Annotated in this window: 11 protein-coding genes, 5 tRNA genes and 3 rRNA genes; 16 read left to right on the top strand and 3 right to left on the bottom strand. The window is 45.1% G+C overall.

Translation table 11 applies throughout. The annotated features are described in order from the left end of the window. The first annotated feature begins 115 nt into the window (after positions 1-115). The gene (gene fabR / locus SWOO_RS24200) at positions 116-727 is read left to right on the top strand and encodes an HTH-type transcriptional repressor FabR (RefSeq protein WP_041418397.1); all 612 of its coding nucleotides are present in this window, start codon (positions 116-118) and stop codon (positions 725-727) included. An 88-nt stretch (positions 728-815) separates the two neighbouring features. Here fabR and trmA read toward each other — a convergent pair whose 3' ends face one another. Further along, on the bottom strand, positions 816-1,913 hold the full coding sequence (trmA, locus tag SWOO_RS24195) for a tRNA (uridine(54)-C5)-methyltransferase TrmA (protein WP_012327278.1): 1,098 nt from the start codon (positions 1,911-1,913) through the stop codon (positions 816-818). Positions 1,914-2,051: 138 nt separating this feature from the next. On the opposite strand from trmA, the gene murI reads away from it, so the two are divergent. Then, positions 2,052-2,852: a glutamate racemase gene (murI, locus tag SWOO_RS24190; RefSeq protein WP_012327277.1), complete on the top strand. Its 801-nt coding sequence runs from the start codon at positions 2,052-2,054 to the stop codon at positions 2,850-2,852. 290 nt (positions 2,853-3,142) lie between these two features. Here murI and SWOO_RS24185 read toward each other — a convergent pair whose 3' ends face one another. Beyond that, positions 3,143-3,613 carry an RNA recognition motif domain-containing protein gene (locus tag SWOO_RS24185; RefSeq protein WP_012327276.1) on the bottom strand — a complete coding sequence of 157 codons (471 nt, stop codon included), beginning with the start codon at positions 3,611-3,613 and terminating at the stop codon, positions 3,143-3,145. Between the two features lie 725 nt (positions 3,614-4,338). Between SWOO_RS24185 and SWOO_RS24180 the strand changes: the two genes are divergently transcribed. From SWOO_RS24180 to birA, 7 genes are all read left to right on the top strand, one after another. Next, positions 4,339-5,880: ribosomal RNA gene (locus SWOO_RS24180) — 16S ribosomal RNA — on the top strand. Between the two features lie 255 nt (positions 5,881-6,135). Beyond that, a tRNA-Ile gene (locus SWOO_RS24175) sits at positions 6,136-6,212 on the top strand. 152 nt (positions 6,213-6,364) lie between these two features. Further along, positions 6,365-6,440: transfer RNA gene (locus SWOO_RS24170), tRNA-Ala, on the top strand. 288 nt (positions 6,441-6,728) lie between these two features. Beyond that, a 23S ribosomal RNA gene (locus SWOO_RS24165) occupies positions 6,729-9,623 on the top strand. 116 nt (positions 9,624-9,739) lie between these two features. Continuing rightward, positions 9,740-9,855: ribosomal RNA gene (rrf, locus tag SWOO_RS24160) — 5S ribosomal RNA — on the top strand. The 16S, 23S and 5S rRNA genes sit together here with 2 tRNA genes alongside, the layout of an rRNA operon. A gap of 1,107 nt (positions 9,856-10,962) precedes the next feature. Then, a complete protein-coding gene (murB, locus tag SWOO_RS24155; protein ID WP_012327275.1) occupies positions 10,963-11,994 on the top strand; it encodes a UDP-N-acetylmuramate dehydrogenase in 1,032 nt (343 codons plus the stop codon). Further along, positions 11,987-12,949 carry a bifunctional biotin--[acetyl-CoA-carboxylase] ligase/biotin operon repressor BirA gene (birA, locus tag SWOO_RS24150; RefSeq protein ID WP_012327274.1) on the top strand — a complete coding sequence of 321 codons (963 nt, stop codon included), beginning with the start codon at positions 11,987-11,989 and terminating at the stop codon, positions 12,947-12,949. The genes murB and birA overlap by 8 nt, the downstream gene beginning before the upstream one ends. 15 nt (positions 12,950-12,964) lie before the next feature. On the opposite strand, the gene coaA is transcribed toward birA, so the two are convergent. Next, entirely contained in the window at positions 12,965-13,915 is a 951-nt protein-coding gene (gene coaA, locus SWOO_RS24145; RefSeq protein ID WP_012327273.1) for a type I pantothenate kinase, read from the bottom strand. A 231-nt stretch (positions 13,916-14,146) separates the two neighbouring features. Here coaA and SWOO_RS24140 point away from each other — a divergent pair. The 7 genes from SWOO_RS24140 to rplK all read left to right on the top strand — a co-directional run bounded on the left by SWOO_RS24140 (position 14,147) and on the right by rplK (position 17,544). Continuing rightward, a tRNA-Thr gene (locus SWOO_RS24140) sits at positions 14,147-14,222 on the top strand. Between the two features lie 7 nt (positions 14,223-14,229). After that, positions 14,230-14,314: transfer RNA gene (locus SWOO_RS24135), tRNA-Tyr, on the top strand. A 34-nt stretch (positions 14,315-14,348) separates the two neighbouring features. Continuing rightward, positions 14,349-14,422 (top strand) — tRNA-Gly (locus SWOO_RS24130). A gap of 191 nt (positions 14,423-14,613) precedes the next feature. Beyond that, entirely contained in the window at positions 14,614-15,798 is a 1,185-nt protein-coding gene (tuf, locus tag SWOO_RS24125) for an elongation factor Tu (RefSeq protein WP_012327272.1), read from the top strand. A 260-nt stretch (positions 15,799-16,058) separates the two neighbouring features. Further along, complete coding sequence (secE, locus tag SWOO_RS24120) at positions 16,059-16,430, top strand: preprotein translocase subunit SecE (protein WP_012327271.1); 372 nt, start codon at positions 16,059-16,061, stop codon at positions 16,428-16,430. Positions 16,431-16,439: 9 nt separating this feature from the next. Further along, positions 16,440-16,991 carry a transcription termination/antitermination protein NusG gene (nusG, locus tag SWOO_RS24115; protein WP_012327270.1) on the top strand — a complete coding sequence of 184 codons (552 nt, stop codon included), beginning with the start codon at positions 16,440-16,442 and terminating at the stop codon, positions 16,989-16,991. 124 nt (positions 16,992-17,115) lie between these two features. Further along, complete coding sequence (gene rplK, locus SWOO_RS24110; protein WP_012153448.1) at positions 17,116-17,544, top strand: 50S ribosomal protein L11; 429 nt, start codon at positions 17,116-17,118, stop codon at positions 17,542-17,544. The last annotated feature ends 1 nt before the right edge of the window (position 17,545 follow it).

Raw genomic sequence — 17,545 nt, 5'->3', positions numbered from 1 at the left:
CTAATTTAGCTGCTGAAACGGGATTGGTCAAGGTAGAAAGGTGATCTAAGGGCTGTGTTTTGGTAGCAAAAAATGTATGATCTTGTGTTCACACTTAATTTGCGGAACCGCTATGATGGGCATTAGAGCACAGCAGAAAGAGAAAACACGCCGAGCATTAGTCGATGCAGCGTTTAATCAACTGAATGCTGAGCGGAGTTTCTCAAGTCTGAGCTTGCGTGAGGTTGCACGCGAAGCCAAAATTGCGCCGACCTCTTTCTATCGTCACTTTAAGGACATGAATGAGCTGGGCCTTACTATGGTCGACGAAGGTGGTTTGACCCTACGTCAGATGATGCGTAAAGGGCGTCAACGCGCTGAAGCCGGTGGGAGTGTTATTCGGATCTCTGTTGATACTTTTATGGAAGTGCTTGAGTCTAATCCAAACGTCTTCAGGATTTTGCTACACGAACGTTCTGGTACTTCGGCTCCATTTCGTGCGGCGGTTGCCCGTGAAATTGAGCATTTTATCTCAGAGCTAGCTCACTATACCGAAGCGACGGCAAAACGAAGTCCTGAACTTGCCCGTGCACAGGCTGAAGCTTTAGTTACACTTGTATTTAATGCCGGAGCGGCAGCACTGGATATGAAGCGAGTGGATCGTAAGATATTAGCTGACAGATTGGTGATACAGCTTCGTATGGTCGCTAAGGGATCTGAAGCGCTACAGCATAAGATGGATAAGTAATCCAGAGATATAGAAAAGGGCCTTTAAGGCCCTTTTTTATTGAGTGCTAGGTCGCTAACTCTATATTTAATTAGCTATCTATGCTGCTCTATTTTCTCTCTAAGAAAACCCCTGACTCCATATGATCTGTATATGGGAACTGATCGAATAGCGCAAAGCGGGTGATCTTATGGGTTTTGCTTAACTCAACCAAATTGTCGATAAGTGTATTAGGGTTACATGAGATGTAAACAATACGCTCATAACCTTGTACGAGTTTTACTGTATCTGGGTCCATACCTGCACGTGGCGGGTCAACAAAGATGGTGTTGCAGTTATAGCTATCTAAATCGATCCCCTCTAACCGCCTAAAGCTGCGCTTTTTCGCCATTGCATCGGTAAAGTCCTCTGCTGACATACGGATAATTTGAAGGTTATCAATCTTGTTTATCTTGATATTGTACTGTGCAGATTCAACAGAAGGTTTAGCAAGCTCAGTGGCCAGCACACGATCGAAGTTTTGTGCCAGCGCGATAGAGAAGTTACCGTTACCACAATAGAGCTCCAATAGATCACCTGAACTGTTCTTGGTGACATCAATGGCCCATTCGAGCATCTTAACCGATACTTTGCCGTTAGGCTGAGTGAAGCTGTTCTCTATCTGATGATACTGTAACTGTTCACCATTCACCTGTAGTGACTCAACCACAAAGTCCTTATCGAAGATCAGCTTTTGTTTACGTGCGCGGCCAATAATATTTACGTTAAATTTGCTGGCTAATCTCTCTTTCAGAGATTTTGCTTCTGTTTCCCACTGTTCATCGAGTTGCTTATGGTAAAGCAGAGAAACTAGAATCTCACCACTTAAGGTTGAGAGGAAATCAATCTGGAACAGTCTGTGTCTAAGTAAAGGGTTTGGCTTTAATTCAGCGATAAGCGCAGGCATCATCTCATTGATCAATTTGCTGGCAGGCAAAAATTGATCACAGCGAACCTTACTATTAAGTGCTTTATCAAACATGTAGTAGTACATATCTTCGCCATCATGCCAGATACGGAACTCTGCACGCATACGATAATGGGCTTGCTCAGAGCTAAATACTTCTAAATTCGGTGTATCAAAGTCAGTGAATATGTTTTCCAGCTTGATACGTTTTTCTTCGAGTTGCGCATCATAGGTATTAGGATCCATTGCTGCTAAATTCATTTATTGATCACCCTTGGTTTGATTTGGGGCCGAATTATTATACTAGAGAGCAAGGAAGTCCAGTTTCTAGCTTCCGATTTCCAGATTCTTGTGTGAAAATTCTAATATAGCGACCATCACTAATAGCGGAGAGTGGAATTGTCAGGACCCATACTAGTTTTTGATTCAGGTGTAGGAGGTTTATCTATCCTAGATGAAATTAGGAGAGTGTTACCTGATCAAAACTACTGCTACCTGTTCGACAATGCGCGTCTTCCATACGGTGAATTAGAGGAGCAAGAGCTTATCGATGGATGTGAAGCCCTGATAACAGCAACTGTTGCGCAACTTGGTGCTTCATTAGTCGTAATAGCTTGTAATACCGCGAGCACTTTAGTTTTGCCTGTATTGAGAGAGGCATTAACCATTCCTGTGGTTGGTGTTGTGCCGGCAATTAAACCCGCCGCTCTATATTCTCAAGCAAAGCATATAGGATTACTTGCGACTCCTGGCACGATTAAAAGAAGTTATACGCACAGTTTAATTCAAGAGTTTGCGGCTAACTGTCAGGTTGAACTTTATGGTTCATCGGAACTTGTGCTACTTGCAGAGAGAAAAGCATCCGGTAAGCAGATACTGCAAGGTGAGATTGCACAACTACTATCTCCTATTAAAGTGTCGGGTATAGATACACTGGTATTAGGTTGTACTCACTTTCCTATTCTTAAAGATGAGATCCAACAGTACTTAGGTGATGGGGTTTTGCTTCTCGACTCAGGAAAAGCGGTTGCGGCGCGAGTTTCTACTTTGATAAAAGAAGAGAGCACGCTAAATAAGCGTCAAAGAAAAGGTCATTCTAAAGAGATGATTGCACTATATACGTCGGAGGTTGGTGAAGGGCTTAAAAAGTTATTAGCCGAATTTGGTTTTTCAACATACTCGAAAGCCCAAACAGGCTAATGATTTTAAATACACCCAAGCTACCTCAAGGTGCTCGTTTCAGAGCTCCCGTAGGATAGCTGAACAAGGCAGTGATTGAGGATAATGGTTATTCCCTTATTGATATCACTAACGCAGTGCAGTGATTCTATGGGAACTCCCGAAGGGCTTGGCGAGAAGCAACATTTTTCTGTGTTATGAAATATTGAATTAGAATAACTAGTCCTACTATTTCATGCCTTGAACTCTGTCACTTCTCGACATGCTGAACCCTGCATCTTGAAGTTGTTTGGGTATAAGCTAAATAAAAATTAAGCTCCAGCTTCCTGGCGTTCACTTTTATCAGCATCTTGTGATTTAGCTTCTCTCACTTTTAATGTACGTTCTTGGAAATCGAATTCATTAAGTTTGTTCATGGCTTTCTTGGCGCCAGCTTCTGACATCTCAATAAATCCAAATCCTTTACGACGACCAGTTTTACGATCTCGTACCAAACGAACTGAGTTTACCGGCCCATATTTTCCGAATAGTTCTTTTACTTCCCCTTCATGTACACGGTATGGCAGGTTGCCAACATAAAGAGTCATAGTAGGGCCTGTATACTGCTCAACACTTGTAGCATTGTTAGCAGCTGGAGATGATTTGCCCTGAAGTGCGAATACAACACTTGCGATAATTGCACCAGTGAAGAAGGCGATAGCGGCATTTAGGTCTGCGAACTGAGTAAACGCAAATGCGCCTACTATTGCGATAATCAAAACGATAAGAAATGGCTTTTGCATATATATGATCTCTGAAGAATTGATAAATAACTGTTAATAGCAGGTATATGGTAATGAATTATTTACTATTACACTAGTCTATTGCCGAAAAAATGAACTTGAGCGACTCCTTGAGTAAGGTTTCTATATAGATAAAGTATAGAAATGGCTTTTATTTGGACAAAACAGAGGGGGAATGTATAAAAGTTCATCGAGTGAGCATAAATGTTGAAAATAGGGCTTGCGCTCTTCTCTGGCATCCCTATAATGCGCAACCACTGAGACGGCGCAGCAGGCTTCTAGCCTAAAGTAACGGTCACAGTGTGATGAAACAGTGAAACGTATTCATCAGGTAGAAAGCAGTTTAAGTGGTTCGTAGATGTGGCTTACATATAAGAGTATTTATCTCTTCTGTTTAAGAAATCATCGCTTGAAAAACTTCTTAAAATAAGCGCTTGACGCCAACCACGGAGAGTGTAGAATACGCCTCCTCAAGCCAACGACCTAGCGTCAACGGCAGCACAATTAAGTGCAACGCTCTTTAACAATTTATCAAGTAATCTGTGTGGACACTCACAGGTGTTGAGTTATTCGAAATTGCTTTCTTGTCCTTCGGGATGTAAGCAATCAAAAATATTACTCGATGAATGAGTGTTCATAGAATCGAACTTAGTTCGGTTCACTATGTAAACAGTATAATTCATTGAGCCGTTCTTCATTCTTAATCGGATGAGAACAAAAAACTTTAATTGAAGAGTTTGATCATGGCTCAGATTGAACGCTGGCGGCAGGCCTAACACATGCAAGTCGAGCGGAAACAGAAAGTAGCTTGCTACTTTGCTGTCGAGCGGCGGACGGGTGAGTAATGCCTAGATATCTGCCTAGTCGTGGGGGATAACAGTTGGAAACGACTGCTAATACCGCATACGCCCTACGGGGGAAAGGAGGGGACCTTCGGGCCTTTCGCGATTAGATGAGTCTAGGTGGGATTAGCTAGTAGGTGAGGTAATGGCTCACCTAGGCGACGATCCCTAGCTGTTCTGAGAGGATGATCAGCCACACTGGGACTGAGACACGGCCCAGACTCCTACGGGAGGCAGCAGTGGGGAATATTGCACAATGGGCGAAAGCCTGATGCAGCCATGCCGCGTGTGTGAAGAAGGCCTTCGGGTTGTAAAGCACTTTCAGCGAGGAGGAAAGGTTAACGGTTAATAACCGTTAGCTGTGACGTTACTCGCAGAAGAAGCACCGGCTAACTTCGTGCCAGCAGCCGCGGTAATACGAGGGGTGCAAGCGTTAATCGGAATTACTGGGCGTAAAGCGTACGCAGGCGGTTTGTTAAGCCAGATGTGAAAGCCCCGGGCTCAACCTGGGAATTGCATTTGGAACTGGCAAACTAGAGTCTTGTAGAGGGGGGTAGAATTTCAGGTGTAGCGGTGAAATGCGTAGAGATCTGAAGGAATACCGGTGGCGAAGGCGGCCCCCTGGACAAAGACTGACGCTCAGGTACGAAAGCGTGGGGAGCAAACAGGATTAGATACCCTGGTAGTCCACGCCGTAAACGATGTCTACTCGGAGTTTGGTAACTTAGTTACTGGGCTCCCAAGCTAACGCATTAAGTAGACCGCCTGGGGAGTACGGCCGCAAGGTTAAAACTCAAATGAATTGACGGGGGCCCGCACAAGCGGTGGAGCATGTGGTTTAATTCGATGCAACGCGAAGAACCTTACCTACTCTTGACATCCACAGAACTTTTCAGAGATGAATTGGTGCCTTCGGGAACTGTGAGACAGGTGCTGCATGGCTGTCGTCAGCTCGTGTTGTGAAATGTTGGGTTAAGTCCCGCAACGAGCGCAACCCTTATCCTTATTTGCCAGCACTTCGGGTGGGAACTTTAGGGAGACTGCCGGTGATAAACCGGAGGAAGGTGGGGACGACGTCAAGTCATCATGGCCCTTACGAGTAGGGCTACACACGTGCTACAATGGTCGGTACAGAGGGTTGCGAAGCCGCGAGGTGGAGCTAATCCCAGAAAGCCGGTCGTAGTCCGGATTGGAGTCTGCAACTCGACTCCATGAAGTCGGAATCGCTAGTAATCGTGGATCAGAATGCCACGGTGAATACGTTCCCGGGCCTTGTACACACCGCCCGTCACACCATGGGAGTGGGCTGCACCAGAAGTAGATAGCTTAACCTTCGGGAGGGCGTTTACCACGGTGTGGTTCATGACTGGGGTGAAGTCGTAACAAGGTAGCCCTAGGGGAACCTGGGGCTGGATCACCTCCTTACCTATACGACTAACTCGATACCTGAGTTGGCAATAAACTGCATCCGTGCGTTTATTGCACACAGCACATCCGTGTGCTTGAGTGTTCACACAGATTACTTGATAGAAAGAAAGAGAAATATACGTGTCTATTTAGACGACGTTAATTCGCTCTAGCACAAGACGCTTGAAGAGTGAGGGAGGACGTGTAGTTTACTACACGACGACTGAACGATGAAAAGCAACGCAGTGATTGAGTGAAGAAACAAGTATAAATGGGTCTGTAGCTCAGCTGGTTAGAGCGCACCCCTGATAAGGGTGAGGTCGGTGGTTCAAGTCCACTCTGACCCACCAATTCTTCGTGATACTGCGTTATGTAGTTCGTCGTTTAGCAGGCTAAACGTCCTCACTACAAGCCTTGTCTCACTCGAATTGGCTTCGCCAAATCTTTTAAGTCTTGGCTTACTCGATTTGGTCACGTTATATATTCTCAACTGCATGTAAATGGGGCTATAGCTCAGCTGGGAGAGCGCCTGCCTTGCACGCAGGAGGTCTGCGGTTCGATCCCGCATAGCTCCACCATTTACTGCTCATGGATAGAGATGCCAAAGATAAACTAACACTTTATCTTTGGCTTTTTTAAGCCCGCTCTTTAAAAATTTGGAAAGCTGATAGTATTAATTTAACGATTAATGCGAAATAAATAATTGAGTTCTCAAACACTTAAATCAAGTGCCGAACGATTTACCTTAGGGTAATGAATTCATGAGTATTCTTTTGGCGAAAGTAAACACCATTAGTTGCGATACAACGACTGAGCTTACCCGCTTGGTAGAGTTTGTTTTCTTGTGAAACTTATTTGGGTTGTATGGTTAAGTGACTAAGCGTATACGGTGGATGCCTTGGCAGTCAGAGGCGATGAAGGACGTAGTAACTTGCGAAAAGCGTTGGCGAGCTAGTAACAAGCATTTGAGCTAACGATGTCCGAATGGGGAAACCCACTTACATAAGTAAGTATCATTAACTGAATACATAGGTTAATGAGGCAAACCCGGGGAACTGAAACATCTAAGTACCCGGAGGAAAAGAAATCAACCGAGATTCCCCTAGTAGCGGCGAGCGAACGGGGATTAGCCCTTAAGCGTAGAGGGTGTTAGTGGAATGAGTTGGAAAGCTCAGCGGCACAGGGTGATAGCCCCGTACATGAAAACTAACTTTACGTGAAAACGAGTAGGACGGGACACGTGACATCTTGTCTGAACATGGGGGGACCATCCTCCAAGGCTAAATACTCCTGACTGACCGATAGTGAACCAGTACCGTGAGGGAAAGGCGAAAAGAACCCCTGTGAGGGGAGTGAAATAGAACCTGAAACCGTATACGTACAAGCAGTGGGAGCGGTTCTTGAGACCGTGACTGCGTACCTTTTGTATAATGGGTCAGCGACTTACATTTTGTAGCGAGGTTAAGCGAATAGCGGAGCCGTAGGGAAACCGAGTGTTAACTGCGCGTTTAGTTGCAAGGTGTAGACCCGAAACCCGGTGATCTATCCATGGGCAGGTTGAAGATTGAGTAACATCAATTGGAGGACCGAACCGACTTATGTTGAAAAATGAGCGGATGACTTGTGGATGGGGGTGAAAGGCCAATCAAACCGGGAGATATCTGGTTCTCCTCGAAAGCTATTTAGGTAGCGCCTCGAGCGAATACCATTGGGGGTAGAGCACTGTTAAGGCTAGGGGGTCATCCCGACTTACCAACCCTTTGCAAACTCCGAATACCAATGAGTACTACTCGGGAGACACACGGCGGGTGCTAACGTCCGTCGTGAAAAGGGAAACAACCCAGACCGTCAGCTAAGGTCCCAAAGTTATTGCTAAGTGGGAAACGATGTGGGAAGGCTTAGACAGCTAGGATGTTGGCTTAGAAGCAGCCATCATTTAAAGAAAGCGTAATAGCTCACTAGTCGAGTCGGCCTGCGCGGAAGATTTAACGGGGCTAAGCAATACACCGAAGCTACGGGTTTGCACCTTTGGGTGCAAGCGGTAGAGGAGCGTTCTGTAAGCCGTTGAAGGTGAAGGGGTAACCCACACTGGAGGTATCAGAAGTGCGAATGCTGACATGAGTAACGATAAAGGGAGTGAAAAACTCCCTCGCCGAAAGACCAAGGGTTCCTGTCCAATGTTAATCAGGGCAGGGTGAGTCGACCCCTAAGGCGAGGCCGAAAGGCGTAGTCGATGGGAAACGGGTTAATATTCCCGTACTTCTGCTAACTGCGATGGAGAGACGGAGAAGGCTAGGCTAGCGCGGCGTTGGTTGTCCGCGTTTAAGGCTGTAGGCTGTTCACTTAGGCAAATCCGGGTGAACATTAGGCTGAGAGTTGATGACGAGGTCCTAAGGGACTGAAGTAGTTGATGCCATGCTTCCAGGAAAATCTTCTAAGCTTCAGGTTAGCAGGAATCGTACCCCAAACCGACACAGGTGGTTGGGTAGAGAATACCAAGGCGCTTGAGAGAACTCGGCTGAAGGAACTAGGCAAAATGGTACCGTAACTTCGGGAGAAGGTACGCTCCCGACGGTGATGAGACTTGCTCTCTAAGCTGTTGGGAGTCGCAGATACCAGGTGGCTGCAACTGTTTATCAAAAACACAGTACTGTGCAAACTCGCAAGAGGAAGTATACGGTATGACGCCTGCCCGGTGCCGGAAGGTTAATTGATTGGGTTATCTTCGGAGAAGCTCATGATCGAAGCCCCGGTAAACGGCGGCCGTAACTATAACGGTCCTAAGGTAGCGAAATTCCTTGTCGGGTAAGTTCCGACCTGCACGAATGGCGTAATGATGGCCACGCTGTCTCCAGCCGAGACTCAGTGAAGTTGAAATTGCGGTGAAGATGCCGTATACCCGCGGCTAGACGGAAAGACCCCGTGCACCTTTACTATAGCTTGGCACTGAACATTGAACCTACATGTGTAGGATAGGTGGGAGCCTTTGAAGCAGGAACGCTAGTTCTTGTGGAGGCAATCTTGAAATACCACCCTTGTAGCTTTGATGTTCTAACTCTGGCCCCTGAATCGGGGTTGAGGACAGTGCCTGGTGGGTAGTTTGACTGGGGCGGTCTCCTCCCAAAGAGTAACGGAGGAGCACGAAGGTTGGCTAAGTACGGTCGGACATCGTACGGTTAGTGCAATGGCATAAGCCAGCTTAACTGCGAGACATACACGTCGAGCAGGTACGAAAGTAGGTCATAGTGATCCGGTGGTTCTGAATGGAAGGGCCATCGCTCAACGGATAAAAGGTACGCCGGGGATAACAGGCTGATACCGCCCAAGAGTTCATATCGACGGCGGTGTTTGGCACCTCGATGTCGGCTCATCACATCCTGGGGCTGAAGTCGGTCCCAAGGGTATGGCTGTTCGCCATTTAAAGTGGTACGCGAGCTGGGTTCAGAACGTCGTGAGACAGTTCGGTCCCTATCTGCCGTGGGCGTTGGATGATTGAAGGAAGCTGCTCCTAGTACGAGAGGACCGGAGTGGACGAACCGCTGGTGTTCGGGTTGTTATGCCAATAGCATTGCCCGGTAGCTACGTTCGGAATCGATAACCGCTGAAAGCATCTAAGCGGGAAGCGAGTCCTAAGATGAGTCATCCCTAGGAATTAAATTCCTCTAAAGAGCCGTTCGAGACTAGGACGTTGATAGGTCAGGTGTGTAAGCGTTGTGAGGCGTTGAGCTAACTGATACTAATGACTCGTGAGGCTTAACCATACAACCCAGATGGGTTTTATGAGTAGCTAGTGTGATTACTTCATAAGCACAAAAGAATACGAACTTGATTTAAGTTTGAGACAATTATTTAAAGCTTTCTAAGTTTACCCAATTAGTCTGGAAACAATAGCATTGTGGTCCCACCTGATCCCATCTCGAACTCAGAAGTGAAACGCAATCGCGCCGATGGTAGTGTGGGGTCTCCCCATGTGAGAGTAGGTCATTTCCAGGCGCCTAATACACGAAAAAGCCCTAGCAGAAAACGCTAGGGCTTTTTTCGTTTTTAGCCTGGAAGGATGACCACTCGAACATGGGGAAATGAAGAGTCCGAACTTAGTGAGGTTCAATAGCCATGTGGAGTAGGGCGAATATCGCGCTAGCGATGTGTTTATGAGCGCGAAGCTTTAGCGTAGCTGGACATTGAAAGGCGCCTTTGTTGCAGATGACAAAATAGCTACTTCGACACTTCCGCCATCCATGGCGGTCGCCCACCGCTGAGCGGGCTCCCCCGCTACGAAGGCAAGCTTCTCCGCGTTCAAGCAAGCCTGAATACTGCGTATTCAAAACAGCTTACTTTCACCCCCATGTGAGAGTAGGTCATTTCCATACGGCCCCCCCTGATTTAACAGTGAAGAAACTAGCCCGCTGTATATGAGAAGAGTAGATGGCTTTTTTGTACAGGAAGTACTTATCTTTGACTGCAATGGATGGCATAGAAGAGGATTTGCGTTTGGGGCTTTTTAAATAATAGCCATTAGCTCGAACTTACCGGAAACGATATCAGGTGACTTATTCTACTTAAGCACGTACGTGCAATGCTTACTTCACATGCAGTCCAAAGCAGCTACCGCAGTGTGGCGGTTAATTATGTCCATGGACTAATGGCATTTTCGCCATTTTTGGCGGCCGTTGGTCGTTCATATGGCGATAGCCATGTATTTATACCAATCAGTATAAAGATTTGATCGCTCAGGGAGAGTTTAGCGGTTCTGAGGCAAGGCAACGAGTGAAGAGCATAGTTATTCTACGGTTAAGCTCGTTAACACTGTATCAGCACCGCTAAAACTCGCCTGAAAGGAGTGTTTTTGGCTGCCTACTTCTGCGTTGAATGAACTCACAAGGGAATAACCATTATCTCATCCATTCGCCTTGAATTAGTTTGCGAAAAGACACTCTGAGTAGATCAACTTCTTATACTGATTGGTATTATTAGTGAGAACGGGTTCTATAGCTGCTTCTTGGGGATTCTAACCGCATAGTTCTTCTAAATGACTCTGTGAATATTCTCTCTTAGCGAAATACGTTACAATAGTATTTTTAGATCTGAAGCTATCTCTTTATGTCTGCTGAACAACTCCACTCTTTGAAGGCTTACAATACTTTTGCTATTGAGCATGCTTGTGTCTCAATTATTAATGCTGATTCCAAAGGGGGTTTGGTTGAAACTTGCCTTGGACTTCATCAAGCTGGTAAGCAATTTTTTGTGCTTGGTGGTGGGAGTAATATTTTATTAACCGAAGATTATCTCGGTACGGTTGTACGTATTTTAACGAGAGGTGTTGAGGTTAGTGAAGACAGCAGTTGTTACCTTCTTACTGTAGAGGCAGGTGAAAATTGGCATGAGTTGGTTGAGTACTGCCTTAAGCTTGGTATTTCAGGTTTAGAAAATTTAGCTTTGATCCCTGGGACTGTCGGGGCCGCACCGATTCAAAACATAGGTGCCTACGGTGTTGAGTTTGTTGATGTTTGTGACTGGGTTGAATATCTTGACCTTACTGATGGGAAGTTGAAACGATTCAACGCAGCAGAGTGTGATTTTGGTTATCGAGACTCGATCTTCAAGAGAGAGTTAAAGGGTTTAGCTGTTATTACCTCCGTGGGCTTTAAGCTGAGTAAGCGTTGGCAGCCTAAATTAGACTATGGTCCCTTAGCTCGGTTTGATATTGAAACTGTTACACCATTGCAGGTATTTAACTGTATCTGTGAAACTCGTATGTCAAAGCTTCCCGATCCTAAGGTGTTAGGAAACGCAGGAAGCTTTTTTAAAAATCCCATCATTAGCACTGAACGGTATTTAGCACTGCAAAAACAATATCCGACTATTGTTGGCTACCCTGTTGATGGTGGCACAAAATTAGCGGCGGGTTGGTTGATCGATAACGCAGGTCTAAAAGGCTTCGCTATTGGTAAAGCCTCAGTACATGAACAGCAAGCTCTTGTTTTAGTTAATAAGGGGGGGGCAACAGGTGATGATGTAATGTGTTTGGCAAGATACATTATTGAGAAGATCTATACCCTCTTTTCTGTCACTCTAGAGGCTGAACCCAGAGTAATTGGCGCACAAGGTGAAAGGGAGTTAATTAATGATTGATCAATGGCAGCGTAAACGTGAGATTTTGTCTGTACTCGATTCTGAGCAGTTTGTTTCTGGTGAAGCTTTAGCTGCAAAGCTTGGGGTGTCTCGAACTGCCATCGCTAACCACATTAGTGCGTTAGAGGAGTATGGTGTCGAGGTGTTTAGCGTCAAAGGAAAGGGATATAAATTAGCTAACTCACTCTCTTTGATAGATGAAACTCTATTAAAAGAGGCTGTTACACAACGTTGTTTTTATTACGATGAGATCCCCAGTACGAACGCTTTTTTGCTTAAGCATTGTGAGGAGCTATCTTCCGGTGATATCTGTGTTGCTGAGTATCAATCGGCAGGACGAGGTCGCCGTGGAAGAACTTGGGTTTCTCCCTATGGATGCCATCTATATTGCTCTATGTACTGGAACTTATCCCAAGGGATGGCTCAAGCTACTGGATTAAGTCTGGTGGTTGCCTGCTCTTTGGTTAAAGTGCTCAATAATTTCGGGATCCATGGCCTAGGTGTGAAGTGGCCAAATGATATCTATCTTGATAATAAAAAATTAGCCGGTGTGTTAGTTGAGATGAATGGTCAGGCCGATACTGAGTGTCATCTGGTTATTGGGATCGGGATTAATATGTCTATGTCTCGTGCCCAAGGAGATAAGATTGATCAACCATGGAGTGATCTTTCTCAAAGCAGAGTCGTGCCGAGTAAAACCGAGTTAACAATCTCATTGCAGCGCCAGCTCAATGAAGATCTTACTTTATTTGAAAAAGAGGGGTTATCGGCATTTTTAATTCGCTGGAAAGAGGCTGACATCTTTGATGGTAAGCATGTAAAACTCTTAATGGGTGAGCAGCGTATTGATGGAGTTTGCAAAGGTATCGACAAAACAGGGTCCATCTTATTGAAAACTGATAAGGGAGTAGAGTCTTTTGTTGGTGGTGAGATAAGCTTAAGAAGTGCCGAATAGACACTTCTGTTAACGCTATTTACGAAGTAGCACTTGACTCATCAAGTGGTCATCGCCTTTTTGTAAGATCAAATGGGCACGGTCTCGAGTGGGCTCTATATTGAGCTTTAGGTTGGGGCCGTTGATACTATCCCAAATATTTGCCGCAGTGATTTTTGCTTCTTTGTCATTCAACTTAGAGTAGTGGTGGAAGTAGGAGTTTTCATCACTAAATGCCCCCCCGCGGAACTGTAAAAACCTATCTATATACCACTTTTTCAGCAGTTGTTCTTGGGCATCAACATAGATAGAAAAGTCGACGAAATCTGACACGAAAGGTTGTTGTGTCCCCACTGCTGCATCTTGGCTTGTTTGAAGAACATTCAACCCTTCAATGATCAAAATATCCGGGCTTTCAATCGCCTGGTGATCATCTGTGATTCTGTCATAGCTAACATGAGAGTAGAGAGGAGCTTCTACATAAGGGGCTCCTGCTTTTATGTTGGAGATGAATTCTACTAATAACTTCATATCATAGCTTTCAGGAAAACCTTTACGTTGAAGTAGACCTCTACGCTTTAACTCTGCTAATGGGTAGAGAAAACCATCAGTCGTCACAAGATCAACTCTAGGGTGTTCTGGCCACTGACTTAAAAGCGCTTGAAGTATACGTGCCGTTGTACTCTTTCCAACTGCAACACTACCGGCAATACTGATGATATAGGGGCGCTTAGGTGGTTTTCTTCCTAAAAACTCATTAAGTACGAGTCCTCGTTTTTGTTTAGCACCGACAATCAGGTTAAGTAAACGGCTAAGAGGAAGGTAGATATCGGTAACTTCAGTAAGCGATAGCTTTTCGTTTATACCTCTAAGATTAGCAAGCTCAGGCTCATTTAATGTAAGAGGTACCGATTCTCTTAATTCGGCCCACTGCGATCGTTGAAACGCAAGATAGAGTGCAGTGTGAATTTGATTTTCGGATTTCATTAGTTTTCTCTCCTGTGAGGAGGCACAGTACACTAACGGATAATCATGAACAATAATAAACACGAGTTTGAACTCGATGTTTCTGCTGCTGACGTTTTCGTGGTGGAATAATAAACGTAGAGCTGATTTTGTAACCGAAAAAACATTAAAAAACGATTATTTTCATTTTTTTTCAATTTAGCTATTGCACTTATGCCGACATTTCCATAATATCCGCTACCGAAATGACACGCCGGCATAGCTCAGTTGGTAGAGCAACTGACTTGTAATCAGTAGGTCCCGAGTTCGACTCTTGGTGCCGGCACCATTTCCCTGGAGGGGTTCCCGAGTGGCCAAAGGGATCAGACTGTAAATCTGACGGCTCAGCCTTCGAAGGTTCGAATCCTTCTCCCTCCACCATATTCTAAGTAGTTAGGTAACCTTAGTAGGTTGCGCGGATGTCGTATAATGGTATTACTCCAGCCTTCCAAGCTGATAACGCGGGTTCGATTCCCGCCATCCGCTCCAATATTCGCTGAATGCACTCAATAAAGAGTGCCCCCTGAAAAGGGGTTAGGTTATTAAAAACTACCCTTTCAGCGCCAACCTGTTAAAATTCCTAGTTACGCAAAAAAATTAATCGATTCGATGCCTTTAAATGCATCGGATTTTTTGTTGTACGCGGTTTAATCACCAAGATCTCTGATTGGGGCAATACCATGGCTAAAGAAAAATTTGAACGTAATAAACCACATGTAAACGTTGGTACTATCGGTCACGTTGACCATGGTAAAACTACGCTTACAGCAGCTATCTCAGCTGTATTGACTAAGACTTACGGTGGTGAAGCTCGTGACTTCGCACAGATCGATAACGCTCCAGAAGAGCGTGAGCGCGGTATTACAATTAATACTTCTCACATCGAATATGACACTCCTACTCGTCACTACGCACACGTAGATTGTCCTGGTCACGCCGATTATGTTAAAAACATGATCACTGGTGCTGCTCAAATGGACGGCGCGATCCTAGTAGTTGCTTCTACAGATGGTCCAATGCCACAAACTCGTGAGCACATCCTGCTTTCTCGTCAGGTTGGTGTACCTTTCATCATCGTATTCATGAACAAGTGTGACATGGTTGATGACGAAGAGCTTCTAGAGCTAGTAGAGATGGAAGTTCGTGAACTTCTTTCTGAGTATGAATTCCCAGGTGATGACCTACCAGTTATCCAAGGTTCAGCACTTAAAGCCCTTGAAGGCGAAGCTGATTGGGAAGCTAAGATTCTTGAGCTTGCAGAAGCACTAGATACTTACATTCCAGAGCCAGAGCGTGCAATTGATGGTGCATTCATTCTTCCAATCGAAGATGTTTTCTCAATCTCAGGCCGTGGTACAGTAGTAACTGGTCGTGTTGAGCGCGGTATCATCAAAGTTGGTGAAGAAGTAGAAATCGTTGGTATCAAAGATACTACTAAGACTACTTGTACTGGTGTTGAGATGTTCCGTAAGCTTCTTGACGAAGGTCGTGCTGGTGAGAACTGTGGTGTTCTTCTACGTGGTACTAAGCGTGAAGACGTTGAACGTGGTCAAGTACTTGCACAGCCAGGTTCAATCACTCCACACACAACTTTCCAGTCAGAAATCTACGTTCTGTCTAAAGAAGAAGGTGGACGTCACACTCCATTCTTCAAAGGCTACCGTCCACAGTTCTACTTCCGTACAACTGACGTAACCGGTACTATCGAATTGCCAGAAGGCGTAGAGATGGTAATGCCAGGTGATAACGTACAGATGACTGTAACGCTAATTTGCCCAATCGCGATGGACGAAGGTTTACGCTTCGCAATCCGTGAAGGTGGCCGTACAGTTGGTGCTGGTGTTGTAGCTAAGATCATCGCTTAATCGCGATACTCTTTACTAAACATCCAAAAAGGAAGCTTCGGCTTCCTTTTTTGTTTTTTTACGGATATTCTGACCAAGACAACGCTTGTATTCTTGCTTCGTAGCTAGAATAAGAATACAATCTATGGCCGATTTTTGACCCTCTGAGCTTACATTTAGCAATTGAGAGTGTAGGCTCGGAACTATAGTGGCTTGATGAGTTTCCTTATAACCATCAGCTAAACGCAAGCTCAGGTCGTAGTGAGTAACGGAACTAATCGATGACAACAAATACTGAAAGCCAGGGTAACTCTCTGGATATCGTAAAGTGGGCCCTAGTCGTTATTTTATTGGCTGCCGCTATTGTAGGCAACCAGATGTATAGCGAAGCCAGTGTTTTGGTTCGTGCAATCAGTGTGGTAGTAGCTTTTGTTATTGCTGGATTCATTGCATTACAAACTGAAAAGGGCAAGCAGGCGCTAACTTTTGCTCGTGAAGCACAAATAGAAGTACGTAAGGTAGTTTGGCCTACGCGTCAAGAAGCGCTAAATACAACATTTATTGTATTAGCAGCGACCGGTGTACTAGCGTTAATCCTTTGGGGAATGGACGCGGTACTACTGAGAATTGTTAATTTTATTACAGGCGTATAGGCATTTCGAATGACTGAAGCAACTGAAGCTAAAAAAAGATGGTACGTAGTCCAGGCATTTTCTGGTTATGAGGGCCGTGTAACTAAGACTCTGCATGAATATATTCAGATGCACAGCATGGAGCAGTATTTCGGCGAAATACTCGTCCCTACAGAAGAAGTTGTAGAGATGCGTGCCGGTCAGCGACGTAAAAGTGAGCGTAAATTCTTTCCAGGTTATGTACTAGTACAGATGGAGATGAATGACGAAAGCTGGCATTTAGTGAAGAGCATTCCACGTGTAATGGGCTTCATCGGTGGCACATCAGATCGTCCTGCACCTATCTCTGACAAAGAAGCGAACGCTATTCTTCAACGCTTACAAGAGACTACTGAGACTCCAACGCATCGCGTTATCTTTGAGCCAGGCGAAGTCGTACGCGTTACTGATGGTCCTTTTGCTGACTTCAACGGCACTGTTGAAGAGGTTGATTATGAGAAGAACCGCGTTAAGGTTTCTGTCATGATCTTCGGTCGTTCTACTCCGGTTGAACTAGACTTCGGTCAGATCGAAAAAAGCTGATTAAATTAAGTACAAAAAACATTTGGACTGGGTGCAGATTTGTTATAGAATCTGCACCCATTATTTTCGGGGAGCTAACTGACATTTCGTCAATAGCGTTTGTACCCATACTGAGGAAATACTCATGGCTAAGAAAGTTGATGGTTACATCAAGCTACAAGTAGCAGCCGGTGCTGCAAACCCGTCGCCACCAGTCGGCCCTGCATTGGGTCAGAAGGGTGTTAACATCATGGAATTCTGTAAAGCATTCAACGCTCGTACTGAAAAGTTCGAGAAAGGTATGCCAATTCCAGTAGTTATCACTGTATATAGTGATCGCTCTTTCACTTTCGAAACTAAGACGCCACCTGCATCTTTCCTACTGCTTAAAGCAGCTGGTCTGAAGTCTGGTTCTGGCCGTCCTAACACTGAGAAAGTGGGAACTATCAAGCGTAGCGCTGTTCAGGAAATTGCTGAAACTAAAGCGGCTGATATGACTGGTGCTGATATTGAAGCGATGACTCGCTCAATTGAAGGTACTGCGCGCTCAATGGGTTTGGTAGTAGAGGACTAAT

Origin of the sequence: Shewanella woodyi ATCC 51908, assembly GCF_000019525.1 — a bacterium.
Classification (GTDB): Bacteria; Pseudomonadota; Gammaproteobacteria; order Enterobacterales; family Shewanellaceae; genus Shewanella; species Shewanella woodyi.
The sequence above is the reverse complement of the archived record's forward strand: the minus strand, read 5'-3'. Positions and strand labels throughout refer to the sequence as shown.